Genomic DNA, 23,891 nt, shown 5'->3' with positions numbered 1-23,891 from the left:
CCAGACAGGGGTGGGTCGTTGGGAGAACAGGCGTGGCTGAAGGTGTGAGAGAGAGCATCCATCTCCTCGCCAACCGGTACCAGATCGGTGACCTGATCGGCCGCGGTGGCATGGCCGACGTCCACGTCGGCACCGACGCCCGTCTCGGTCGCAAGATCGCCGTCAAGCTGATGAAGCCCAGCCTGGCCACCGACCCGGCCTTCCGGTCGCGGTTCCGGCAAGAGGCCCAGGCGGCCGCCCGCATGGCGCACCCGACCATCGTCCGCGTCTTCGACGCCGGCGAAGAGGTCGTCCGCGACAGCCGTGGGCTCGACGTCGTGGTCCCCTTCATCGTCATGGAGTACGTCGAGGGCCGCCTCCTCAAAGACATCGTCGCCGAGGGTCCGCTCGACCCCGACGAGGCCGTCCGCATCACCGCGGGCGTGCTCACGGCCCTCGAGTACTCGCACCGGGCCGGCGTGGTCCACCGCGACATCAAGCCCGGCAACGTCATGCTGACCAACTCCGGTCAGGTCAAGGTGATGGACTTCGGCATCGCGCGAGCCATCAGCGACTCGGCCGCCACGGTCGCCCAGACCACGGCCATCCTCGGCACCGCACAGTACTTCAGCCCCGAGCAGGCCCGCGGCGAGACGGTCGACGCGCGCACCGACCTCTACTCGACCGGCGTCATGCTGTTCGAGCTGCTCACGGGCGAGCCGCCCTTCACGGGCGACTCCGCCGTCGCGGTCGCCTACCGTCACGTCAGCGAGCCGCCGGTCCCGCCCAGCACGGTCCGGCGGGCCGTCAGCCCTGCGCTCGACGCCGTCGTGCTGCACGCCCTCACCAAAGACCGCTTCGACCGCTTCCAGAGCGCCGCCGAGTTCCGTGACGACCTCGAAGCCGCCGCCGCCGGGCGCGCGCCGGCACGTCGACCGCATGCCGTCGACGCCGGCTCGACGCTCTTCGGGGTCAACCCGCTCGCGAGCGCCGGCAGCGAGGCTGCGCTGAAAGAGTTGCAGTCCGACGACACCGGCCGACCGCAGCGGACCCAGACGCGACCCCCCGTGGCATGGATCTGGGCGGGCATCGTCCTCGTGGCCGTCGTCATCGTGGCCGTCGTGTTCTGGGTCGTGAACCTCACCCCGCCGACGGTCGACAACGCGCAGTCCTCGCGCATCCCCGACCTCGTCGGGGTCAGCTTCGAGACGGGCTCGGCCCGTCTCGACGACCTCGGCCTGACGGCCGTGCGGGCCGAGGCGACCAGCCAGACCATCGACGCCGGCGACATCATGTCGACCGACCCGCAGCCCGGCACGTCCGTGCCCAAAGAGTTCGCGGTCACGGTGACGGTCTCGACCGGGCCCGAGCTCACCTCGATGCCCGACGTCACCGACCAGACGGTCGACGCCGCGTGGCAGGCGGTCACCGACGCCGGTCTCGAGCGGGGCCAGCAGAAGACCGACTATTCTCCGACGGTGCCCGAGGGCTCCGTCCTGTCGAGCGACCCCGAGTCGGCTGCCCAGGTGGCCCTCGGCTCCAGCGTCGACCTGGTGATCTCGAACGGCCTCGTGCAACTGCCCGACGTCACCCGTCAGCCGTCACAAGAGGCGATCACGACCCTGCAGGACGCGCTGGGCCTGACGGTCACCCCACAGTCCGACCCCGGGTGCACCGGCGAGACCGTGTCGGGCATGAGCGTCCCCCCCGGCGACGTCGCGCAGGGTTCTGCGATCACGCTCCGCATCTGCACCGGCTGAGCCCGCCGGCTCACGTCTCGCTCGACCGAGGTCGGTCGAACCCGCCCGAGCTCAGCCCAGGTCGACGAGCGGGTCCAGCCCCGTGGCCGTCTCGGCGGCACCGGGCAGGCCCGCGACCGACAACCAGTTGCCGATCATCTGGTAGCCGCCCTGGGTGAGCACGGACTCGGGGTGGAACTGCACGCCGTACAGCGGCGACGACCGGTGTCGCAGACCCATGATGACCCCGCCCACCGTCCGTGAGGTGACCTCGAGCGTCTCGGGGACCGTCTCGTCCACGACCGCCAGCGAGTGGTACCGCGTGGCGGTGAACGGCTGGGGGACTCGGTCGTAGAACGCGCTGTCGTCGTGCTCGACCTTCGACGTCTTGCCGTGCATCAGCTCGTCGGCGTGGGTGACCGTGGCCCCGAGGGCCTCGGCGATGGCCTGGTGACCGAGGCAGACGCCCAGCAGCGGCTTGTCCGCCGCCACGGCCGCGTGCACGACGTCGATCGACACGCCGGCCGCCGCGGGCGTCCCGGGGCCGGGAGACAGCAGCACGCCGTCGTACTCGGCGATCCGGTCGGCGGTCTCGGCGGCGGCGAACGCGTCGTTGCGGACGACGTCGGTCTCGGCCCCCAGCTGCTGGAGGTAGCCGTTCAACGTGTAGACGAAGCTGTCGTAGTTGTCGAGGACGAGGATGCGCGTCATGGTTGCTCCACGGTGACGTCGGGGGCGGGCAGGAGTTCGTTGACGTACGGGAAGACCCACTCGACCAGGGCGAACAGCACCACGGCCACGAGGACGAGCACGAGCAGCAACCGGACCCACCAGGGCCCGGGCAGCAGCCGCCAGAGTGCGGAGTACATCGTCAGCCTCCGATCCCGGCAGCCGCGAGCTCGGCGGGAGCGCCGGCCGTCAGCGGTTGCCACGAGTCGAACACGCCGTACGCGACGATGCGTTCTTGGGCGGTGAACATCGGGTTGCAGCTCGTCAGCGTGATGAGTCGGTCGCCCGAGGTGGCCGACACGTCGGGGGCGTCGGGCACCGGCTGGAGCACCGAGACCTGCGTCGCCGGGACGTACTGCAGGTTGCGGAACGAGTAGGTGAACCATCCGTCCTGCGTCTGGACGTACATCTTGTCGCCCTCTCGGAGGTCGGCGATCTTGTTGAAGGGCGCCCCGTAGGTCGTGCGGTGGGCGGCGATGCCGAAGTTGCCGACCTGCCCGGGCATCTGGGTCTCGTCGTAGTGACCGATGCCGATCTTGTTCAGGGTGCGCACCGTACTCGTGCCCCCCGCGATCGGCACGGCGTAGTCGGCGCCGAACCGCGGCACGTAGAAGTTCGCGAACTTCTCGGTCTCGGCCGGTGGCGTCCCGGCCGGCGGTTCGCCGTACGACCCGTCGGCGTCGGGGGCCGGGGCCTTGGTCGCGGACTGTGCGAACTGCTGGCTGAGCTGGGCCGCGTCGCCCTTGTACTCGTCCGCCACGACGAGGTCGTTGAACCACTGCTGCCAGCCGATGAAGAGCAGCACCAGCACGCCGGCCGTGATCAGGAGCTCACCGAGGACGCTGACGAAGGAGGCGCGGGGTCGTGGCCGCCGACTCGTGCGTCGTGCGCGCGGGGCGTCGCCCCCGTGGTCCGTCATGATTCGATCCTAGATGGGCGCCCGTCCCCCCGAGACGGTGGCCCCCCTCTGTGGAGGACATGTGGAGAGGATGTGGAGAAGTCCGTCGGCCCGAGGTCGCAGGGCACGGGCCTCCCAGACCCGAAAAGCGGCCCACGGTACACTGTGCGCCATGGCCAAAGACACGAACCGCAGCACGAAGCCCGCCCGCACCGCAGAGGACGCGCCGAACCCCGTGTGGTTCAAGCCCGTCATGTTCGGCTTCATGCTGGTCGGGCTCGCCTGGATCGTGGTGTTCTACGTCAGTCAGAGCACACTGCCCGTGGCGTCGCTCGGTTCGTGGAACATCTTGGTCGGCTTCGGCATCATGTTCATCGGATTCTTGATGACCACTCGCTGGCGCTAGAACGCACCTTCGAACTTACACGCCTGTAACTATCCCCATTGTGGGAAACCCTGTGGATAACTTGTCTGTGGATAAGTCCGACGGGTGAGGTGTCGTCGGCCGACGAGAAGAGGCGGCTCCCCGATGGGGAGCCGCCTCTCGTCGTTCGTGGGTCGAGCCGTCAGATGAGGCCGACCAGTTGGGCCGATCGCGCGAGCAGCGCGGCGAGCACGATCACCCCGATCGCGACGAGCACGGCGATCTGCAGCGCGTGCTTGGACCGGTGACGGGTCTTCGAGAACAAGAACGCGATGGCCCCGCCGACGACGATGCCCCCGAGGTGGGCCTGCCACGCGATGCCCGGGATGATGAACCCGATCGCCAGGTTGATGCCCACGAGCACCAGCAGCTGGATGCTGCGGCCGCCGAGGCTGCGGGCGATGACGAAGAACGCGGCCATCAGACCGAAGATGGCGCCGGACGCACCCACGACGAGGCTGCCGGGTGCCAGCAGCGCGACGGCGGCCGAACCGCCGATGCCCGAGATGACGTACAGGGCCGCGAAGCGCCCCCGACCGAGCTGGCGTTCGAGCTCGGCCCCGAAGATGTACAGCGAGTACATGTTGAACAGGATGTGGAAGAAACTGCCGTGGACGAGCATCGTCGTCACGGCCCGCCACGGCTGGCTGATCTCGAGCGGGGCGTAGAACGCCAGGGCCTGCGTGACGAGGCCGTTGCCGGCCCCACCCGTCACCAGCTGAGCCAGGAAGACCGCGACCGTCACGCCGATGATGGCGTACGTGACGACCGGCGCGCCACGCCGGGAGGCGCTGCGGACGCGGGTGACGACCTGCGGTTGGAGGCGCGGTGCGTTGCCCCGCGCCTCCTTCACGCACTCGGGGCAGTGGACTCCCACGGCGGCGGGCGTCTGGCACTCACCGCAGATGGTGCGACCGCACCGCTGGCACAGGACGAAGCTCTGCCGGTCGGGGTGCCGGTAGCAGTAGTTCGCCCGGTCGTGCGGATCGCTCACCTAGACCTCGTCGATGGTGACGCTCTGGAGCACCACGTCGTCGAGCGGCTTGTCACGCGCGTCGGTCTTGACGGCCTCGATCGCGTCGACGACCTTCTTGGACTCGTCGTCGGCGACCTCGCCGAAGATGGTGTGCTTGCCCTGCAGCCACGGGGTCGGGACCGTCGTGATGAAGAACTGCGAGCCGTTGGTGCCCTTGCCGCCGCGCGAGCCGGCGTTGGCCATGGCGAAGATGTAGGGAGCGTTGAAGTTCAGCTCGGGGTGGATCTCGTCGTCGAACTGGTAGCCGGGTCCGCCGACGCCCTGGCCGAGCGGGTCGCCGCCCTGCAGCATGAAGTCCTTGATGATGCGGTGGAAGACGACACCGTCGTACAGCTTGTCGGTGCTGACCTTGCCCGTGGCGGGGTGGGTCCACTCTTTGGTGCCGGTGGCGAGGCCGACGAAGTTGGCGACGGTCTTCGGGGCGTGGTCGCCGAAGAGGTTCACCTTGATGGTGCCGTGGTTGGTCGTGAGGGTGGCGACAGCGGTGTGCGATGACATGCCGTCATTCTTCCACAGCGACCTCGACGCGCCAGCGAGTCCTCAGGTAGCGTGCCGTGACCTGTCAGGAAGCTCCGTGCCACACTGGGACGGGCCAGCAACTCTGGCTCCACTGCCTACTCGTTGGAGGAACGTTCATGGCCCTGTCACGCAAGCAGAAGAAAGAACTCAAGAAGTTCAAGAAGCACGCTGCGGCGGTGTGGGGTGAACAGCGCGGCGTGATCGATCACGCGGGCAAGGTGATCGGTGGTTACCGTGACGACGCCGTGAAGATCGCGAACAAGAAGGTCGTGCCGCAGATCAAGAACGCGGTGGACTCGAACGTCCGCCCCGTCGTCTCGCAGGGACTGTCGACCGGCTCGCACTACGCGTCCGTCGCCCAGGACCGCCTCAAGCACGACGTCTACCCCGCGTTCTCGTCGGCGCTCGGCAACATCGACCTCGCGAACGACCCCCGGGTCAAGAAGGCCGTCAAGAACGCGAAGAAGCAGGGCAAGAAGGCTGCGTCGAAGTACGTCCCCCACCAGCAGAAGTCGGGCCCCGGCGTCGGCGGAGTCCTGCTGATCGGCGTCGGCGTCATCGCCCTCGGCGCCTTGGTCTTCGCGGCCGTGCAGACGTTGCGTGCCGACGACGAGCTCTGGGTCGCCGACGACGACGCCGACACCAAGGCCTAGTCACCCGCACCCCCACGAAGGGCCCGCCTCCCCCCGGAGGCGGGCCCTTCGTCGTCCCCGCCCCCGCAACAGCGGCAGCGGACCCCAGCCCTGGCCTCAGATCCAGCCCCTACCCCGCTGAACGTCGCACTCCCCGTCGGCGAAGCCGACACGGGCCCGGAGGGCCCCATACCAGCACGCCGCTCCTGCGCCGCAGGGGCGGCGGCGCAGCGAAGAGCACAGAACGAGAATTGCCCCTGCTAGCTGACGAAGTCAGCGAGCAGGGGCAAGGCAATCGAGTGGAGCCTGGGAGAATCGAACTCCCGACATCCTGCTTGCAAAGCAGGCGCTCTACCAACTGAGCTAAGGCCCCGGCCCCCCGGTCGCCGGGGGAACGAGCACGATCTGGCCTTCGCCGTCGGCGTGAGCCGAGGTGGAGACGAGACCGGTACTGCGTGGGGCTAATAGGACTTGAACCTATGACCTCTTCGTTATCAGCGAAGCGCTCTAACCGCCTGAGCTATAGCCCCCGGACCGTCGTAAAGCCTACAGCACCACGACGGCGAACTCGAATCGGCGGGTCGCGCCGACTCGAGCGGTGGATCAGTTGTTGGTGAAGCCGACGAGCAGACCACCGGTGATGCGGACGCTCAGGTTGTAGAGGACGGCGACGATGGCCCCGAGGACCGTGCCGACGACCACGTTGAGGATGGCGACCACGATCGAGAAGAGCATGATCTGGCCGACGTTGAAGGTGTCCTGGATCGAGAAGTTCGAGTCACCGAGGATGTCGCGCAGCAGGGCGTCGAGGTCGTCGAAGATGCCGGTCTGGTTGAGGATGGCCCAGATCAAGAAGGTGGCGACGACGGTGATGATGCCGATCGCGACCGAGATCAGGAACGCCAGCTTCACGACCGACCAGAAGTCGATGTAGACGAGCTTCAGGCGGACCTGCTTGGTACCGGACGGTCGTTTCGCCTTCTTCTGCAGTCTCTCGGCGACACTACTCATTGTTCGTTTCCTCTCCGGCGGTTCCGGTGGCCTCGTCGTCGGTCGACTCGGCTTCGACCGACGTGGCGACGGTCGTGGGGATCTCGTTGTCGGCGTCGAGGGAGTCGACGGCCTCGACAGACACTACGGCCTCGGCCACGGCGTCCGCACTCTCGTCGACCTCGGCCACGAGATTGCGTTCGCTGTTGCGGGCCACGGCGATGATGCGGTCGTCGCTGGCGAAGCGGGCGAAGACGACGCCCATGGTGTCGCGTCCCTTGGCCGGCACCTCGGAGACGGCCGACCGGACCACCTTGCCTCCGGACAGGACCACGAGCACCTCGTCGTCCTCGCCGACGATCAGGGCGCCGGCGAGGTCGCCCCGCGCCTCCGCGAGCTTCGCGACCTTGATGCCGAGGCCGCCACGGTTCTGGACGCGGTACTGGTCGGCGGCCGTCCGCTTGGCGTAGCCGCCCTCGGTGACGACGAACACGTAGCCCTCTTCGCCGACGACGGAGGCGCTGAGCAGCGTGTCGTCGTCGCGGAAGGTCATGCCCTTGACGCCCGAGGTCGAGCGCCCCATGGGCCGCAGCGAGTCGTTCGTGGCCGTGAAGCGCAGCGACATGCCGTGTCGTGAGACCAGCAGCAGGTCGTCGTGCTCGTCGACCAGCAGGGCGGAGACGAGCTCGTCGTCGTCGCGCAGGTTGATGGCGATGATGCCGCCGGTGCGGTTCGTGTCGTACTCGGTCAGCGCGGTCTTCTTGATGAGGCCGTCCCGGGTGGCGAGCACCAGGTAGTCGGCGACCTCGTAGTCGCGGATGTCGAGCACCTGCGAGATCTGCTCGTCGGGCTGCAGGGCGAGCAGGTTGGCCACGTGCTGGCCCTTGGCATCACGGCCGGCCTCTTGCAGCTCGTACGTCTTGGCGCGGTAGACCCGACCCTTGTTCGTGAGGAACAACAGCCAGTGGTGCGTCGTGGTGACGAAGAAGTGGTCCACGACGTCGTCGGCGCGCAGCTGGGCGCCGCGAACGCCCTTGCCGCCGCGGTGCTGGCTGCGGTAGTTGTCGCTGCGCGTGCGCTTGACGTAGCCGCCGCGCGTGATGGTCACGACCATCTCTTCTTCGGGGATGAGGTCTTCGACGCTCATGTCGCCGTCGAAGCCGAACATGATCTCGGTGCGGCGGTCGTCGCCGAACTTGTCGGTGATCTCGGCGAGCTCGTCGCTGACGATGGTGCGCTGGCGTTCGGGCTTGGCCAGGATGTCCTGGTAGTCGGCGATCTCGCGCTCGAGCTTGTCGGCGTCGTCCTGGATCTTCTGACGCTCGAGGGCGGCCAGGCGACGCAGCTGCAGGTTCAGGATGGCCGAGGCCTGGATCTCGTCGACCTCGAGGAGGTCCATGAGGCCCGCGCGCGCCTCCTCGACGGTCGGCGACCGACGGATGAGCGCGATGACCTCGTCGAGGGCGTCGAGCGCCTTGAGGTAGCCGCGCAAGATGTGCGCGTCGGCTTCGGCCTTCTTGAGGCGGAACTGCGTGCGACGGACGATGACGTCGATCTGGTGGTCGACCCACGCCGAGATGAAGCCGTCGAGGGCGAGGGTGCGGGGCACGCCGTCGACGATCGCGAGCATGTTCGCGCCGAAGTTCTCTTGCAGGCTGGTGTGCTTGTAGAGGTTGTTCAGCACGACCTTGGCGACGGCGTCGCGCTTGAGCACGATGACGAGCCGCTGGCCGGTGCGGCCGGAGGTCTCGTCGCGGATGTCGGCGATGCCGCCGATCCGACCGTCTTTGACGAGCTCGGCGATCTTGATCGCGAGGTTGTCGGGGTTGACCTGGTACGGCAGCTCGGTGACGACGAGGCAGGTGCGGCCCTGGATCTCTTCGACGGACACCACCGCGCGCATGGTGATCGAGCCACGACCCGTGCGGTAGGCGTCCTGGATTCCGCGGACGCCGAGGATCTGCGCGCCGGTCGGGAAGTCGGGGCCCTTGACGCGCTGCATGAGCGCCTCGAGCAGCTCTTCGCGCGTGGCGGTGGGGTTCTCGAGGTACCACTGGGCGCCCGAGGCCACCTCGCGCAGGTTGTGCGGCGGGATGTTCGTCGCCATGCCGACGGCGATGCCGACCGAGCCGTTGACCAGCAGGTTCGGGAACCTGCTCGGCAGGATCGCCGGCTCGCGCGTGCGGCCGTCGTAGTTGTCCTGGAAGTCGACGGTGTCTTCGTCGATGTCGCGCACCATCTCGAGCGCGAGCGGAGCCATCTTCGTCTCGGTGTACCGGGGGGCGGCGGCACCGTCGTTGCCGGGCGAACCGAAGTTGCCCTGACCCAGCGCGAGGGGGTAACGGAGGCTCCAGGGCTGGACGAGCCGGACGAGGGCGTCGTAGATGGCCGTGTCGCCATGGGGGTGGAACTGACCCATGACGTCGCCCACGACACGCGAGCACTTCGAGAAGGCGCGGTCGGGGCGGTAGCCGCCGTCGTACATCGCGTAGATCACGCGGCGGTGCACGGGCTTCAGGCCGTCACGCACCTCGGGCAGGGCGCGCCCGACGATGACGCTCATCGCGTAGTCGAGGTACGACCGCTGCATCTCGAGCTGCAGGTCGACCTGCTCGATGCTGTCGCGCTTCGGTGCCGCGGCGAAGGTCTGTGCCCCCTCGGCGTCGGTGCCCTCGGGGGTGTCTGTCGGCTCGTCGGCCATGATTCTCCGTTTGTCGTGGTCTGCCCCGTGGTGCTCGTCGGGGCGCGGGCGTGCTCCGGATCAACCGGAGGCGCGCATCAGATGTCGAGGAAGCGGACGTCTTTCGCGTTCTGCTGGATGAAGTTGCGGCGCGACTCGACGTTCTCGCCCATCAGGGTGTCGAAGATGGTGTCGGCGGCCACGGCGTCCTCGAGCGTCACCTGCAGCAGCGTGCGGGTGTCGGGGTCCATCGTGGTCTCCCACAGCTCTTTGTAATCCATCTCGCCGAGGCCCTTGTAGCGCTGGATCGCGTTCTCTTTCGGGATGCGCTTGCCGGCGGCACGACCCGACACGAGCACCGCGTCGCGCTCGGCGTCGCTGTAGACGTACTCGTGGGCGGCGTTGCTCCACTTGAGCTTGTAGAGCGGCGGCTGCGCGAGGTACACGTAGCCGAGGTCGATCAACGGACGCATGTACCGGAACAGCAGGGTCAGCAGCAGTGTCGTGATGTGCTGGCCGTCGACGTCGGCGTCGGCCATCAGGACGATCTTGTGGTACCTCGCCTTGTCGGGGTCGAAGTCCTCACCGATGTCGGCACCGAAGGCCTTGATCATGGCCTGCACCTCGTTGTTTCCGAGGGCGCGGTCGAGACGGGCCTTCTCGACGTTGAGGATCTTGCCCCGCAGCGGCAGGATCGCCTGGGTCTCGGGGTTGCGACCCTGGACGGCCGAGCCGCCGGCCGAGTCGCCCTCGACGATGAAGATCTCGCTGCGCGAGGGGTCTTTGCTCTGGCAGTCCTTGAGCTTGCCGGGCATGCCGTTCGACTCGAGCACGCCCTTGCGGCGGGTCTGCTCGCGCGCCTTGCGGGCGGCCAGCCGGGCCTGCGAGGCGAGGATGCCCTTGCGGACGATCTCGGCTGCCTGCTTCGGGTTGCGGTCGAACCAGTCGTTCAGCTGCGAGCCGGCGACCTTCTGCACGAACGACTTGGCCTCGGTGTTGCCGAGCTTGGTCTTGGTCTGCCCCTCGAACTGCGGCTCGCCGAGCTTGATCGAGATGACCGCCGTCAGGCCCTCGCGGACGTCGTCGCCCGAGAGGTTGTCGTCTTTCTCCTTGAGCAGGTTCTTCTCGCGCGCGTAGCGGTTGATCAACGTGGTCAGCGCGGCACGGAAGCCCTCTTCGTGGGTGCCGCCCTCGTGCGTGTTGATCGTGTTCGCGTAGGTGTGGACGCTCTCTTGGTACGAGGTGTTCCACTGCATGGCGACCTCGAGCGAGATCTTTTTCTCGGTGTCTTCTTGCTCGAAGGCGATGATGTCGTCGTGGACCGTCTCGACCTTCTTGGTCGTGTTCAGGTACTCGACGTAGTCGACGAGGCCCTTCTCGTAGTGGAAGACGTCGTGGCGGGGCTCGGCGTCGTCTTCTTGCACGCGCTCGTCGCTGAGCTCGATGCGCAGGCCCTTGTTCAAGAACGCCATCTGCTGGAACCGGGTGCGGAGCGTCTCGTAGTCGAACTCGACGGTCTCGAAGATCTCGGCGTTGGGCCAGAAGGTGATGGTCGTGCCGGTGGTGCCGTCTTCTTCGCCCTTGGCCAGCGGCGCCACCGGGACGCCGTCGGTGAAGCTCTGGCGGTAGACGTTGCCCTGTCGGCGGACCTCGACGTCGAGCTCGCTCGAGAGCGCGTTGACCACCGAGCTGCCGACGCCGTGCAGACCACCCGACACCGCGTAACCGCCGCCGCCGAACTTGCCGCCGGCGTGCAGCACGGTCAGGACGACCTCGACGGTCGACCGGCCCTCGATCGGGTGCACGTCGACGGGGATGCCGCGGCCGTTGTCGACGACGCGCACGCCGCCGTCTTCGCGCATCGTGATCTCGATGTGGTCGCAGTGGCCGGCGAGGGCCTCGTCGACGGAGTTGTCGACGATCTCGTAGACCAGGTGGTGCAGGCCGCGGGGGCCCGTCGAGCCGATGTACATGCCGGGGCGCTTGCGCACGGCCTCGAGACCCTCGAGGACCTGGATCGCACTGGCGCCGTAGGTGTCGTCGGGCTGGGCGTCGGTGGGATCAGCTGACATGTGCGTGGGGGCTCCTGCCGGACGGGACGAGTGTGCGCCGACCGGTCGCGACCGCTCTCTCAGCGGCCCACGGACGACCTTCCGAGTCTACCGCAGGCCCGTCCGTCACGGGGCGAAATCCGCCCTCAGACGGATTTTCCCACCGCACTTGGACGATTCACCCCGGTCAACCGTAAGTATCGCGAGGGCCCCGCCCTGGAACCGATCTGGGGCCGCGTTTCCAGGTCGGGGCGTTGGGTGCCAAGAATCGCACCGACTGGATGCCCGCGTCGGGGTACCTCCGCACGATGGTCGTGGTGACCTGCGTGCGCATCAGCCGCAGCTGGGTCGCCCAGGCCGTCGAGTCGCACTGCACGGTCAGCGTGCCGTCGTCGATCGAGACCGGATCCGAGTGCGCGGCCAGCTCGGCGCCGACCATGTCGGGCCAGGCGGTCATCAGCTCGGACTGGGCCAGCGGGCTGTTCCACCCCAGCTCGTTGGTGACGGCCGAGAGCACGTCGGCGATGCCGCGCGGCTCACGCCCCGTGCCGAAAGGCTGGCTCGGCGAACCGAGCTTGATCGCCTTGCGCTTCCGGGCGTCGCGCGAGCGCGAGTTCGGGTCGCCGAACACCCGCCGGAACCGCAGGTAGACCCGCTGGGCCTCGCTGTCGGGCTGCGCCTCGGGTTCAGGAGGCGCGGGTGGCGTGGACGCCGGAGGCCGCGGTGCGTCGTCGGCGCTCACCGCGCCTCCTCGGTGTGCCCGGCCCCGTCGGCCTCGTCCGCTCCGTCGACGATCGTGCCCCGGGCGATGCGGACCGTGTGGGCCTTGAGGCGCGACGGCACGTCGCCCTCGACAGCGGCGGTGATGAGCACCTGCTCGTAGTCGGCCACGGCGTCGGCCAGGCGTTCGCGACGGGATCCGTCGAGTTCGGCGAAGACGTCGTCGAGCACGATGACCGGGTCGCCGGTCGGCGAGTCGACCCGCACGACGGCGGCCGACGCCAGCTTCAGGGCGAGGGCGAACGACCACGACTCGCCGTGGCTGGCGTACCCGCGGGCCGGCAGCCCGTTGAGCGAGAGGAAGAGGTCGTCGCGGTGCGGGCCGACGAGGGTCAGCCCGCGCTCGAGCTCGGTCGGCCGGACGCGCGCCAGCGCCTGGCGGAACACCTCGGGCACGTCGTCCGCGGGGATCGACTCGGTCGGCCCCTCGGCCGCCGTGGTCTCGTCGTCGGGGGTGGCGCCCCGGATGCTCAGCACGGTCGAGAGCTGCGCCGCGTGGTCGGCCCCGGCCACCGCCGCGTAGGCACGGGCGACCTCGGGGGCCAGGTCGGCCGCGAGCCGGTCGCGCGCGACAACGAGCTCGCTGCCGAGGGCGACGAGGCGTTCGTCCCAGATGTCGAGGGTGCCGAGCTGTGCAGCCTTCACCCCGGAGGCGCGGGCCGACTTCAAGAGCGTGTTGCGCTGCTTGAGCACCCGCTCGTAGTCCGTCTGGACGCCGGCGAGGCGGGGCGAGCGGGCCACCAGCAGTTCGTCGAGGAACCTCCGACGACCGGACGGTTCTCCGCGGACGAGCGCCAGGTCTTCGGGGGCGAACAGGACGCTGGTGAAGTAGCGCGGAAGCTCGCGGGGTTTGATCGCGCCCCGGTTCACCTGTGCGCGGTTCGGTGACGACCGGTTGATCTGCACCTCGGCCAGCAGTTCGCGGTCGTCGGCGAGCAGTCGTGCCCGGACGACGGCCGAGTCGCGGCCCTGACGGATCAGGGCCGCGTCCGACGACACCCGGTGGGATCCGAGGCTCGAGAGGTAGCCGAGCGACTCGACCAGGTTGGTCTTGCCCTGGCCGTTGCTGCCGACGAAGAGGTTCGGCCCGCGCGCGAGGCTGACTTCGGCAGACGTGTAGTTGCGGAAGTCGGTCAGGCTGAGATGCAGTACTCGCACGCGGGCCGGTGGAGGCGCTAGGCCTTCTTGACGGCGTGGCCGCCGAACTGGTTGCGGAGGGCGGCGACGGCCTTCATCGTCGGCGAACCCTCGCCCTGGCGCGAGACGAAGCGCGCGAAGATCGACGCGCTGATCGCAGGCATGGGCACGGCGTGGTTGATCGCCTCTTCGAGCGTCCAGCGACCCTCGCCGCTGTCCTCGACGTAGCCCGAGATCTCGGCCAGCTTCGGGTCGGCCTCGAGGGCCAGCACCATGAGCTCGAGCAACCACGAGCGCACGACGGTGCCGCGCTGCCAGGCCTTGAAGGTGCCGGTGACGTCTTTGATCAGGTCGCTGCGGGCCTCGAGCAGCTCGTAGCCCTCGCCGTAGGCCTGCATGATCGCGTACTCGATGCCGTTGTGGACCATCTTCGCGTAGTGGCCGGCACCGGTGTCGCCCGCGTGGACGAAGCCCTCTTCGCGGGGGCCCTCGGGGCGGAGTGCGTCGAAGACGGGCTGGGCCATGGCGACGTTCTCGGCCGAACCGCCGACCATGAGGCCGTAACCGTTGTCCTTGCCCCAGACGCCGCCCGAGACGCCGGCGTCGACGTACTTGATGCCGTTGCCGCCGAGCAGCTTCTCGTTCGCGAAGTCGCTGGTGAACTTCGAGTTGCCGCCGTCGATGACGAGGTCGCCCTCGGAGAGTTCTTTCGAGAGCTCTTCGATGACGCCGGCGGTGATGTCGCCCGCGGGCACCATGACCCAGACGATGCGGGGGGCGGGCAGCGTGCTGGCGAGCTCGGCGAGGCTGGCGACGTCGGAGACGGCGGGGTTGGCGTCGTAACCGGTCACCTCGATGCCGCTGTCGCGCAGGCGGGCGCGCATGTTGTTGCCCATTTTGCCGAGACCGACGAGGCCGATGTGCATGAGGATCCTTTGTTCGTGGCGGTGGGGCCCGAGGGCGGCACCGTTGCGTGCAGAGCGCTCTTAGCGCAGGAGGAGGTTGGGCTGCAGCAGGTACTTGTAGCTGTCAGCCCCGGCCTGGTCCTTGGACGACTGACTGGTGATCAGCACGGGACCGGGCTTGTTCGGGTTCTCCGTCTTGGTGAAGGAGATGCGGACGAACTCGGAATGAACCGCTCCGAGACCGTCGAGGAGGAACTGCGGCTTCAACGAGACCACCGTGTCCTCGCCCGTCAACAACGCATCGATCGACTCTGACGCCTGCGCTTGTTCGCTTCCGATGGCCTCGAGGGTGAGGCCGTCGATCGTGAACGTGAACCTGAGGGCCGCCTCGCGCTCGAGCACGAGCGAGACGCGGCGGACCGACTCGACGAGTTCGGCCGTGTTGATCACGGCGTAGTTCTCGACGGTGTCGGGGAAGAGACGCTTCACCGGGGGGAAGTTGCCCTTGATGAGCAACGAGGTGACGGTCTTGTTGTCGGCCTGGAACGCGATGAGCTCGCGTTCGTCGGATCCGGTGATCGAGACGGCGACGGTGCCGGCGTTGCCGAAGGTCTTGCCGACCTCTTGCAGGGTGCGTGCCGGGACGAGGGCCGTGGTGGTTGTCTGGCTCGCGACGATGCCCGGGTCGAACTCGATGCCGCGGACGGCGACGCGGTAGCGGTCGGTGGCCACGAGCGAGAGGGCGTTCTCGGTCACCTCGAGCTGGACGCCGGTGATCACCGGGGTGACGTCGTCGCGCGAGGCCGCGACGGCCACCTGCGAGACGGCCAGGGCGAACGAGTCACCGGGCACGACGCCCGAGCGGTCGCCGACCGTGGGCAGGGTGGGGTACTCCTCGACGGGCATGCTCAGCAGCGAGAAGTTCGCGGATCCGCAGCTGACCGCGATGCGGTTCTCGTCCGTCGAGAACGTGACGGGAGCGTTCGGCAGTCGGCTCGCGATGTCGGCGAGCAGCCGCCCCGAGACGAGGATCGTGCCCGGCTCGTCGATCTCTGCGGGGATGCTCGTCTGGGCCGAGACCTCGTAGTCGAACGACGAGAGCGTCAGGCCGTCCGCGTCCGCCTCGATGAGCACGCCGCTCAGGATCGGCAGGGTGGTGCGCTGGGGCAACAGCTTGACGGCGAAGGAGACCGCATCGCTGAAGACGTCACGGTTGACCTGGAACTTCACGCGGGGACCCCTATCGACTTCGCACTCGTGGATGGCCGCTCAATACTGGCACAGCATCGGGGTCAGCCCTTCCGGGAGGAGAAAGCCGGGGCCCGAGGCCCGGATCGATCCACAAGGTTGTCTCTCGATCAATTTCTTGTAACCAGGATTAACAGTCTTAACCGTTGTGCACAGTGTGGATAACCTGTTTAAAACCCCGTGGCTCAGGCGAACTACACGCGTGTGACTTGTGGAGGGCGTGTGGAACCGAATGACAAGAACCGTCGCGGTCCCCACCTCGCCTCGAGCGGGATCCCACAGGTGCGACGGATCCCTGAACAGCGTCGACGCGGTTATCCACGAGTTTCCACAAGTTATCCACACTGTGTGGAACGTGCGTCCCCAGGGCCCTCCAGGAGGCGCTGGGCACCCCGAGGACGACGAACGGGCGCCGACACGTGGTCGGCGCCCGGACGAGGGGGTCGTGGCGGACGGGCCGGCCTGGCCCGCCGAACGCTCACTTGTAGCGGGTGTCCTGCTTGATGCGGCTGGTCAGCTCGGTCACCTGGTTGTAGATCGAGCGGCGCTCCTTCATGAGCTCGCTGATCTTCTTGTTGGCGTACATGACCGTCGTGTGGTCGCGGTTGCCGAAGAGCTGGCCGATCTTGGGCAGCGAGAGGCTGGTGAGCTCTCGGCAGAGGTACATGGCGATCTGACGAGCCGTGGCGATCGCCTGCGAGCGGGACGACCCGTAGAGGTCGTCGACCGTGAGCTTGAAGTAGTCCGCCGTGTGGTTGATGATGTCGACCGGCGCGATGATGTTGTCCTCGTCGAGCGTGATCAGGTCTTTCAGGACGGTCTGCACGAGGGCGAGGTCGACGGCCGTCCGGTTGAGGCTCGCGAAGGCCGTCACCCTGATCAGGGTGCCCTCCAGCTCGCGGATGTTGCTCGACACCTTCGTCGCGATGAACTCGAGGACCTCGTCGCGGATCTGCAGCTTCTCGCTCTGCGCCTTCTTGCGGAGGATGGCGATGCGGGTCTCGAGGTCGGGCGCCTGCACGTCGGTGATCAGGCCCCACTCGAAGCGCGACCGCATGCGGTCCTCGAAGCCCGTGAGGTGCTTGGGCGGCAGGTCGCTGGTGATGACGAGCTGCTTGTCGTGGTCGTGCAGGGTGTTGAAGGTGTGGAAGAACGCCTCTTGGGTGCTGTCCTTGCCCTGGAGGAACTGGATGTCGTCGATCAGCAGGATGTCGATCTCGCGGTACCTCTGCTGGAAGAGGCTGGAGCGGTTGTTCGCGATCGAGTTGATGAAGTCGTTCGTGAACTCCTCGCTGCTGACGTAGCGGACGCGGATGCCCGGGTACATAGTCTCGGCGTAGTGGCCGATGGCGTGCAGCAGGTGGGTCTTGCCGAGCCCCGACTCGCCGTAGACGAAGAGTGGGTTGTAGGCCTTGGCCGGAGCCTCGGCGACGGCGACCGCGGCCGCGTGGGCGAAACGGTTCGAGGCGCCGATGACGAAGTTGTCGAAGCTGTACTTCGGGTTCAGGCGGGAGTCGTTGCGCTTGCCGCTGGCGCTGGACTCGACCGGGGCCGGCACGAACGGGGCCTCGATGTAGTGGACCGGCTCGGACTGCTCGACCTGCTGGGTGAGGGTGTCGGGGGTGATGTCGGGGTTGACCGTGATGGCGAAGCTCGAGACCGAGGTGTCGCCGAGCCCGGCGATCGACTCGAGCAGGGGCTCACGGATGCGTTGCTCGAGCATGCCGCGCGTCAGGTCGTTGGGCACCTCGAGGTAGAGCGTCCCGCCCAGGACGCCCTTCGGCTCGACCAGGCTGATGAAGCCGTGCAGCTGGGGCGTGATGCGGTCGTCGGTCGTCAACGTCGCGAGGACGGAACGCCACAGGTCCTGGACCGGGTCGACGGTGTGCGCCACTGGGAGTCTCTTTCTCGCGGTGCGGGCGTCGGACTGCTCCGAGTGCCTCCGCGTGCGGGTCGCGTTCACCCGCCGGTGTTCGAAGGGTACGAGTGCGGGACGAGTTGTGCACAGCTTTCTCCACCGATCGGCTGGCTCCGTCCGGGGCCGGGAGTGCTGTGCGTTCCCCGTCGTCACGCGGATGCACCGCGAGAAGTACCCACCTTAGTTCGCCAGGGTGTGGACTTCGCAACAGGAGTTTTCAACACTGTGGACAACCGCCTCCCAGGCTGCCGTTTGACCAGGGCTCCGATCACGCGTACTTTTAATCAGTTGATTTCAGCCGCGTTGGCTGTACAAGACTTCTCGGATCGTGGCAACAGGCCTGGTCCGCTTTCCTGGAGGACCCCCATGAGCAAGAGAACGTTCCAGCCGAACAACCGTCGTCGCGCCAAGAAGCACGGCTTCCGTGCCCGCATGCGCACCCGCGCCGGCCGCGCCATCCTCGCCGCCCGTCGTGGCAAGGGCCGCACCGAGCTCTCGGCGTAGCCACTCCCGTGTTGGCCAGGGCCAACCGGATCGTCCGCGCAGACGACTACCGAACCACCGTGCGCCGTGGCCGCAAGTCGGGCACGGCGCACTCGGTCGTCTACGTGCGTCGTCGTGACGACGGCATGGTCCGGTTCGGCTTCATCGTGGCCAAGACCGTCGGCAACGCGGTCGTCCGCAACACGGTCCGTCGCCGGCTCAAGGGCGTCTGCCACGAGCTGCTGCCGACGCTGCCCCCAGGGGTCGACGTCGTGATCAGAGCCTTGCCAGGCAGCCCTGACGTTGCGTGGTCTACCCTGCTGACGGACATCTCCGAGGTGGTCGACAGGGGCGTGAGAGCGTGACGAGAGCGGTGCAGTTCGTGGGGTTGCTTCCCCGCAACGCGTGCGTGCTCGTCCTCCGCGTCTACCGCGCCGTCGTCTCCCCGCTCTACGGCGACGTCTGCCGCTACTACCCGTCGTGCTCGAGGTACGCCCTCGAGGCCATCCAGCTGCACGGCGTCGTGCGCGGCGTGGCGATGGGCAGCTGGCGCATCGCCCGGTGTCACCCCTGGGCAGCCGGGGGCGTCGACGACGTCCCCGAACCCCGTACACAGAAGTACCACGTCACGAAGTCCGGCTTCGTGACACCGCGATCCACCACCGCCACCGCCGACCTCGTCGGATCCGGCCGGATCGCCGCACAGAGCCACGGAAAGGGCTGACCCGAACACCATGGACTTCATCGGCACCATCCTCTGGCCCCTGAGATGGGTCGTCGAGGCGATCCTCGTCGGCTTCCACAACGTGCTCACCTCGTTCGGCATGGACACCGCGGCCGGCAGCACGTGGGTGCTGTCGATCGTCGGACTCGTCCTCGTGGTGCGCGCCTGCCTCATCCCGATCTTCGTCCGGCAGATCAAGAGCCAGCGCCGCATGATGGAGATCGCGCCCCGGCTGAAGAAGATCCAGGACAAGTACAAGGGCAAGCGCGACCAGTTCAGTCGCGAGGCGATGTCGCGCGAGACCATGGCGCTCTACAAAGACACGGGCACCAACCCGCTCAGTTCGTGCCTGCCCCTGTTGATCCAGATGCCGATCTTCTTCAGCCTCTACACGGTGCTGCACAACGCCCAGCAAGAGAAGGTGGGCATCGGCCTGCTCAACGCAGCGCTCTCGAACTCGTTCGGCGAGTCGGCGCTCTTCGGCGCCCCCCTGAAAGAGACCTTCCTCGGTGCCACGACGTGGGAGGTCCGCCTGATGGCCGGCGCCATGGTGGTCATCATGACCGCGTCGCAGTTCATCACCCAGCTGCAGATCGTCTCGAAGAACATGTCGCCCGAGACCAAGGCGAGCCCCATGTTCAAGCAGCAGCGCATGCTCCTCTACTTCCTCCCCCTGGTCTTCGTCTTCTCGGGTCTGTCGTTCCCGCTCGGCGTCATGTTCTACTGGCTGACGTCGAACATCTGGACGATGGTGCAGCAGTTCCTGGTCATCCGGAACATGCCCACCCCCGGCAGCGAGGCGGCGCTCGCCCGTGAGGAGCGCCTCGCCCGCAAGCAGCAGCGCAAGGGCTTGCCCACCATCACCGTGACCGAGATCGAGTCGGCACCCGCCATGCCCAAGACGACCCAGCGGACGCAGCCCGTCGGCAAGAACCGCGCCAAGAAGCAGAACGGCCCCAAGAAATGACCTCTGACGACTCCACGACCGACATCGTCGAGCCCGCCGCCGAGAACGGCGACGACGCCGCCTCGACCGACACCCAGGAGGCGCGGGTCGGTTCCGACGGCGAGGCCGACGTCCTCGACGAGGGCGACATCGCAGCCGACTACATCGAAGAGCTGCTCGACATCTGCGACTTCGACGGCGACATCGACATCGAGGTGCGCGGGGGCCGCTCGTACATCTCGGTCGACTCGAGCGGCGAGCAGAAGCTCCGCCTGCTGTCCAAGCCCGACACGGTGAACGCCCTGCAAGAGCTGACCCGGATCGCCGTCCAGACGAAGACGGGCGAGTTCTCCCGCCTGATCCTCGACATCGGCGGGTCGCGCGCGACCCGTGAGACCGAACTCGAGCGGCTGGTCGACCACGCCGTCGCCAAGCTCGAAGACGGTGCCACGTCGGCCTCCCTGCCCCCGATGTCGTCGTACGAGCGCAAGCTCGTCCACGACGTCGTCGCCGCCCGTGGCTTCACCTCGGAGTCCGAGGGTGAAGGCCGCGACCGGCACACCGTCATCACGCGTCCCTGAGCCGACGCATGACCGACACGTCGACCCTCGAGGCCGAGCCGGCCGTCGCCACCGAGATCTTCGGTGACCGCATCGACGTGGTCCGGCGGTACGTCGCCGACCTCGCGCAGCACGGCGAAGAGCTGGGCCTGATCGGCCCCCTCGAACTCCCCCGCCTGTGGACGCGCCACGTCGTCAACTGCGGCTTGTTGGCTCCCCTGCTGGTCGCCGGCCGCGTCGGCGACATCGGATCGGGTGCGGGCCTGCCGGGCCTCGTCCTGGCTGCGGCACGGCCGGACTCCACGCTCGTCCTCATCGAGCCGATGGAGCGGCGGGTCGACTGGCTGACGGCCGAGGCCGAGCGGATGGGGCTCGACAACGTCGAGGTCGTTCGAGCCCGCGCCGAAGAGGTGCAGCTCGACGGGTGGCTCGACCAGGCGACGGCCCGGGCCGTCTCCGCCCTGTCGAAGCTGATCCCGCTCACGGCACCCCTGGTCAGGACCGGGGGGCAGCTGTTGCTGATGAAGGGCGCTCGCGTCGACGACGAGATCGCTGCGGCCCGCAAGGTCATCGCACGACACCACCTCATCGACGTCGAGGCCCGCGAACTGGGTGTGGGTCTCGTGGACGAGACGACCCGCGTCTTCATCGCCACCCTCGACTAGCCCTCCGGACAACCCGAAATAGCCTCTGGCCAGGCATTCGTACCAGTCACATTCGACCTGCCACGAGGATGGGCCTGCCATCGCGACGGGACGCGCCTGGTGGGTCCGCCGTCAGCGTCGGGTGCTCGCGATAGACTCGGCCTTCGATCCCCGACGACCGTGAGCCGCCTCCTGGAGGCTGTGGTCACTCCTCCGGGCTGATCGTTTCACGTGAAACATGGCGATACGGAGACCCCCTCAGTGAGTCCATCGGCTGACGACGACAGAAGCACTCCCCTGGCTCGAGAACTCGCCGACCTCAACCGTCGGAAGCAGGCCTTGTCGCGTGAGCCCCTGCCGGCCCCGGCGAAGACGCGGGTGATCACCGTGTCGAACCAGAAGGGTGGGGTGGGTAAGACCACCACCACCGTCAACCTCTCGGCCGCCCTGGCGCGCAGCGGTGCCAAGGTGCTCGTCATCGATCTCGATCCGCAGGGCAATGCGTCGACGGCTCTCGGAGTCGAGCACCGAGCCGAGACGCCGAGTGTCTACGACGTCGTCGTCAACGACGGTGCCGTCGCCGACGTCGTCCAGAAGAGCCCCGAGTTCGACACCCTCTTCTGCATTCCGGCCACGATCCACCTGGCCGGGGCCGAGATCGAACTCGTCTCGCTCGTGGCGCGCGAGCAGCGACTGAGCCGCGCCCTGTCGGAGTACCTGACCGACACCGAGAAGGCCGGAGATCGGTACGACTACGTCTTCATCGACTGCCCTCCGTCGTTGGGGCTCTTGACCATCAACGCGTTCGTCGCGGCGAGCGAGGTGCTGATCCCGATCCAGTGCGAGTACTACGCACTCGAGGGCCTGAGCCAGCTGTTGCGCAACATCCAACTGATCGAGAAGCACCTGAACCCCCAGCTCAAGGTGTCGAGCATCCTGCTGACCATGTACGACGGCCGGACGAACCTGGCACAGCAGGTCGTCGCCGACGTCCGCGAGCATTTCCCTGATGAAGCACTCAACACGCTCATCCCGCGGTCGGTGCGCATCAGTGAGGCACCCGGTTACGGCCAGACCGTGATCAGTTACGACACCAACTCCCCCGGGTCGATCTCGTACCTCGAGGCGGCCGCCGAACTAGCACGTCGAGGAGCACCCCAGTAATGGCAACCAAGAGAACCGGCCTCGGTCGCGGCATCGGAGCCCTCATCCCGGTCTCGGACGAGAGCCAGGATCGTCCGGTGGACGTGTTCTTCCCGACGGCCCAGCAGACAGCTGACGAGCTCATCGCGGTTCCTGGTGCCCGTCTCGCGAACCTCAACCCGCTCGACATCACGCCGAACGCGCAGCAACCGCGGGCCGAGTTCCGTGCAGAAGAGCTCGCCGAGCTCGTGACGTCCATCCGCGAGGTGGGGGTCTTACAGCCCATCGTGGTTCGGCCGGTGAAGAAGGCGGGCAAGGGCGCCGCACAATACGAACTCGTCATGGGTGAGCGTCGGCTGCGCGCCACCAAAGAGTTGGGCCTAGCGACGATCCCTGCGATCGTCAAAGACACCGCCGACGATGCCATGTTGCGCGATGCCTTGCTCGAGAACCTGCACCGGGCAGAGCTCAACCCGCTCGAAGAAGCGTCCGCCTATCAGCAACTTCTCGCCGATTTCGGCATAACGCAAGACGAATTGGCGACGCGCATCGGTCGCAGTCGTCCCCAGATCACGAACACCCTCCGGCTGCTTCGTCTGCCGGCCGCGGTCCAGCGCCGGGTCGCTTCGGGTGTGCTCACGGCTGGTCATGCGCGTGCCATCCTCAGCACGGGTGACCCCGTCCTCATGGCACGACTCGCCGATCGGATCGTCAACGAAGACCTGAGCGTCCGTGCGGCTGAAACGATCGCCGCCGGTGGTACTGCGAAGCCGAAGTCGACCCGCACGGCGACCCCCGGCAAACACCAGGCTCACCTCGACGAGGTGGCCGAGAGCCTCGGGGACCGCTTCGAGACCCGAGTCAAGGTGTCACTGGGTGCTCGCAAGGGGTCGATCACCATCGACTTTGCCTCCATGCAAGACCTGAATCGCATCCTCGGTCAGCTCGGTCACGAGCGGGAGGGCTGACCACCGTCCCGGTCTACTCGGTTTCACGTGAAACATGGTGCCCCGGTGAGTTACCCAGGGCGGAGTGCTCGTCAAGACTGACCCTGTCGTGGTTGGTCGCTACTTCATGTTTCACGTGAAACCCACCGGCCGTTGTGACCAAGAGCAAATTACACGGGCCCAGCTGAGGCCGCTTCCCCGTAGCGAGCGGGCGATGTGCTGCCAATCAGATCTCGTCACGTCGGCTCTTGTGGGGTAGGTGACCTGGACCAGGTCACGGCTGAATCGGTCTCATCGATCATGCCTTCTCGAGTCACCTTCGCTCCCCCAGGTGTCGAGATCGTTTACGGAAACCTACGCGTCACGGCCTGTTTTCGTCGCGGCAGCCATGTAGACGACGCCAGCTGACACGTGCATGGCGGTTCGATCATGCAGGGCCGTGGAGCACGCAAGGGCATCGGCCTTGACGCCCTCGCGACTCGTCACAGCCTTGTGGTCCGTCGGGCGACGCCGGTGGCCAGGTCGTAGCGATGTCGGATCACTTCTGCTGGACCAGGGCAGGAGCACATCAACGTGTCGACAGCGTCCATGGGTCAGGAGTCGCCATGTGGTGGCAGATGACGATCACGAACACCGCTGCTGTTGCGCCACCTCGTCCTGGAGCCCTCCATGCCGGGCACGGCACTCGCTCACGTAGGCTCTGCCGCTGGCCGTGTGCCATCCGACTGCGTTCAGCAGTGCCATCGAAGCTCGGCTGACGTTTCACGTGAAACGTCCGT

At 67.4% G+C, this 23,891-nt stretch carries 24 protein-coding genes and 2 tRNA genes; 11 read left to right on the top strand and 15 right to left on the bottom strand.

Features of this window, described 5'->3' with window-relative positions; all coding sequences use genetic code 11:
* Positions 1–32: 32 nt before the first annotated feature.
* Complete coding sequence (pknB, locus tag ITJ55_RS14120; protein ID WP_194595958.1) at positions 33–1,739, top strand: Stk1 family PASTA domain-containing Ser/Thr kinase; 1,707 nt, start codon at positions 33–35, stop codon at positions 1,737–1,739.
* A 51-nt stretch (positions 1,740–1,790) separates the two neighbouring features.
* On the opposite strand, the gene ITJ55_RS14115 is transcribed toward pknB, so the two are convergent.
* The 3 genes from ITJ55_RS14115 to ITJ55_RS14105 are packed head-to-tail and all read right to left on the bottom strand — an operon-like array spanning position 1,791 to position 3,366.
* Positions 1,791–2,429, bottom strand: a complete 639-nt coding sequence (locus tag ITJ55_RS14115; RefSeq protein ID WP_194595957.1) for an aminodeoxychorismate/anthranilate synthase component II — start codon at positions 2,427–2,429, stop codon at positions 1,791–1,793.
* Positions 2,426–2,587 (bottom strand): hypothetical protein, encoded by a 162-nt coding sequence (locus ITJ55_RS14110; RefSeq protein WP_194595956.1) that lies wholly within the window; start codon positions 2,585–2,587, stop codon positions 2,426–2,428. Before ITJ55_RS14110 ends, ITJ55_RS14115 begins: the two co-directional genes overlap by 4 nt.
* Before the next feature lie 2 nt (positions 2,588–2,589).
* Positions 2,590–3,366, bottom strand: a complete 777-nt coding sequence (locus ITJ55_RS14105; protein WP_194595955.1) for a class E sortase — start codon at positions 3,364–3,366, stop codon at positions 2,590–2,592.
* A 70-nt stretch (positions 3,367–3,436) separates the two neighbouring features.
* On the opposite strand from ITJ55_RS14105, the gene ITJ55_RS14100 reads away from it, so the two are divergent.
* Positions 3,437–3,751, top strand: a complete 315-nt coding sequence (locus tag ITJ55_RS14100; protein WP_194595954.1) for a cell division protein CrgA — start codon at positions 3,437–3,439, stop codon at positions 3,749–3,751.
* 160 nt (positions 3,752–3,911) lie between these two features.
* Here the strand turns inward: ITJ55_RS14100 and ITJ55_RS14095 are convergent, their stop codons facing one another.
* The gene (locus tag ITJ55_RS14095) at positions 3,912–4,763 is read right to left on the bottom strand and encodes a rhomboid family intramembrane serine protease (RefSeq protein ID WP_194595953.1); all 852 of its coding nucleotides are present in this window, start codon (positions 4,761–4,763) and stop codon (positions 3,912–3,914) included.
* The gene (locus ITJ55_RS14090) at positions 4,764–5,303 is read right to left on the bottom strand and encodes a peptidylprolyl isomerase (RefSeq protein ID WP_056260212.1); all 540 of its coding nucleotides are present in this window, start codon (positions 5,301–5,303) and stop codon (positions 4,764–4,766) included.
* A gap of 137 nt (positions 5,304–5,440) precedes the next feature.
* Between ITJ55_RS14090 and ITJ55_RS14085 the strand changes: the two genes are divergently transcribed.
* Entirely contained in the window at positions 5,441–5,977 is a 537-nt protein-coding gene (locus ITJ55_RS14085; RefSeq protein WP_194595952.1) for a hypothetical protein, read from the top strand.
* A gap of 279 nt (positions 5,978–6,256) precedes the next feature.
* Here the strand turns inward: ITJ55_RS14085 and ITJ55_RS14080 are convergent.
* From ITJ55_RS14080 to dnaA, 10 genes are all read right to left on the bottom strand, one after another.
* Positions 6,257–6,329, bottom strand: a tRNA-Ala gene (locus ITJ55_RS14080).
* A gap of 83 nt (positions 6,330–6,412) precedes the next feature.
* Positions 6,413–6,486 (bottom strand) — tRNA-Ile (locus ITJ55_RS14075).
* 73 nt (positions 6,487–6,559) lie between these two features.
* On the bottom strand, positions 6,560–6,967 hold the full coding sequence (locus tag ITJ55_RS14070; protein WP_194595951.1) for a DUF3566 domain-containing protein: 408 nt from the start codon (positions 6,965–6,967) through the stop codon (positions 6,560–6,562).
* Entirely contained in the window at positions 6,960–9,647 is a 2,688-nt protein-coding gene (gyrA, locus tag ITJ55_RS14065; RefSeq protein ID WP_194595950.1) for a DNA gyrase subunit A, read from the bottom strand. Before gyrA ends, ITJ55_RS14070 begins: the two co-directional genes overlap by 8 nt.
* Positions 9,648–9,724: 77 nt before the next feature.
* On the bottom strand, positions 9,725–11,698 hold the full coding sequence (gene gyrB, locus ITJ55_RS14060; protein WP_194595949.1) for a DNA topoisomerase (ATP-hydrolyzing) subunit B: 1,974 nt from the start codon (positions 11,696–11,698) through the stop codon (positions 9,725–9,727).
* Between the two features lie 166 nt (positions 11,699–11,864).
* The gene (locus ITJ55_RS14055; RefSeq protein ID WP_194595948.1) at positions 11,865–12,419 is read right to left on the bottom strand and encodes a DciA family protein; all 555 of its coding nucleotides are present in this window, start codon (positions 12,417–12,419) and stop codon (positions 11,865–11,867) included.
* The gene (gene recF / locus ITJ55_RS14050; protein WP_194595947.1) at positions 12,416–13,615 is read right to left on the bottom strand and encodes a DNA replication/repair protein RecF; all 1,200 of its coding nucleotides are present in this window, start codon (positions 13,613–13,615) and stop codon (positions 12,416–12,418) included. The genes ITJ55_RS14055 and recF overlap by 4 nt, the downstream gene beginning before the upstream one ends.
* A 17-nt stretch (positions 13,616–13,632) precedes the next feature.
* Complete coding sequence (gene gnd / locus ITJ55_RS14045) at positions 13,633–14,520, bottom strand: phosphogluconate dehydrogenase (NAD(+)-dependent, decarboxylating) (RefSeq protein WP_056260219.1); 888 nt, start codon at positions 14,518–14,520, stop codon at positions 13,633–13,635.
* Positions 14,521–14,580: 60 nt separating this feature from the next.
* Complete coding sequence (dnaN, locus tag ITJ55_RS14040; protein WP_194595946.1) at positions 14,581–15,729, bottom strand: DNA polymerase III subunit beta; 1,149 nt, start codon at positions 15,727–15,729, stop codon at positions 14,581–14,583.
* A gap of 496 nt (positions 15,730–16,225) precedes the next feature.
* The gene (gene dnaA, locus ITJ55_RS14035) at positions 16,226–17,641 is read right to left on the bottom strand and encodes a chromosomal replication initiator protein DnaA (RefSeq protein ID WP_194595945.1); all 1,416 of its coding nucleotides are present in this window, start codon (positions 17,639–17,641) and stop codon (positions 16,226–16,228) included.
* A 390-nt stretch (positions 17,642–18,031) separates the two neighbouring features.
* On the opposite strand from dnaA, the gene rpmH reads away from it, so the two are divergent.
* The 8 genes from rpmH to ITJ55_RS13995 all read left to right on the top strand — a co-directional run bounded on the left by rpmH (position 18,032) and on the right by ITJ55_RS13995 (position 23,133).
* A complete protein-coding gene (gene rpmH / locus ITJ55_RS14030) occupies positions 18,032–18,169 on the top strand; it encodes a 50S ribosomal protein L34 (RefSeq protein ID WP_043595303.1) in 138 nt (45 codons plus the stop codon).
* Positions 18,170–18,177: 8 nt separating this feature from the next.
* Positions 18,178–18,513 (top strand): ribonuclease P protein component, encoded by a 336-nt coding sequence (gene rnpA, locus ITJ55_RS14025; RefSeq protein ID WP_056260224.1) that lies wholly within the window; start codon positions 18,178–18,180, stop codon positions 18,511–18,513.
* Positions 18,510–18,872 (top strand): membrane protein insertion efficiency factor YidD, encoded by a 363-nt coding sequence (gene yidD, locus ITJ55_RS14020; protein WP_194595944.1) that lies wholly within the window; start codon positions 18,510–18,512, stop codon positions 18,870–18,872. Before rnpA ends, yidD begins: the two co-directional genes overlap by 4 nt.
* A gap of 10 nt (positions 18,873–18,882) precedes the next feature.
* Positions 18,883–19,839: a membrane protein insertase YidC gene (gene yidC / locus ITJ55_RS14015; RefSeq protein WP_194595943.1), complete on the top strand. Its 957-nt coding sequence runs from the start codon at positions 18,883–18,885 to the stop codon at positions 19,837–19,839.
* On the top strand, positions 19,836–20,399 hold the full coding sequence (locus ITJ55_RS14010) for a R3H domain-containing nucleic acid-binding protein (protein WP_194595942.1): 564 nt from the start codon (positions 19,836–19,838) through the stop codon (positions 20,397–20,399). Before yidC ends, ITJ55_RS14010 begins: the two co-directional genes overlap by 4 nt.
* A gap of 8 nt (positions 20,400–20,407) precedes the next feature.
* Positions 20,408–21,043, top strand: coding sequence for a 16S rRNA (guanine(527)-N(7))-methyltransferase RsmG (gene rsmG / locus ITJ55_RS14005; protein ID WP_194595941.1), 636 nt, complete (start codon positions 20,408–20,410; stop codon positions 21,041–21,043).
* Positions 21,044–21,283: 240 nt separating this feature from the next.
* Positions 21,284–22,186, top strand: a complete 903-nt coding sequence (locus ITJ55_RS14000) for a ParA family protein (protein WP_194595940.1) — start codon at positions 21,284–21,286, stop codon at positions 22,184–22,186.
* Positions 22,186–23,133, top strand: a complete 948-nt coding sequence (locus ITJ55_RS13995) for a ParB/RepB/Spo0J family partition protein (RefSeq protein ID WP_194595939.1) — start codon at positions 22,186–22,188, stop codon at positions 23,131–23,133. Before ITJ55_RS14000 ends, ITJ55_RS13995 begins: the two co-directional genes overlap by 1 nt.
* Positions 23,134–23,891 lie beyond the last annotated feature (758 nt).

This window comes from Frigoribacterium sp. VKM Ac-1396, assembly GCF_015350895.1.
Lineage (GTDB): Bacteria > Actinomycetota > Actinomycetes > Actinomycetales > Microbacteriaceae > Frigoribacterium.
The sequence above is the reverse complement of the archived record's forward strand: the minus strand, read 5'-3'. Positions and strand labels throughout refer to the sequence as shown.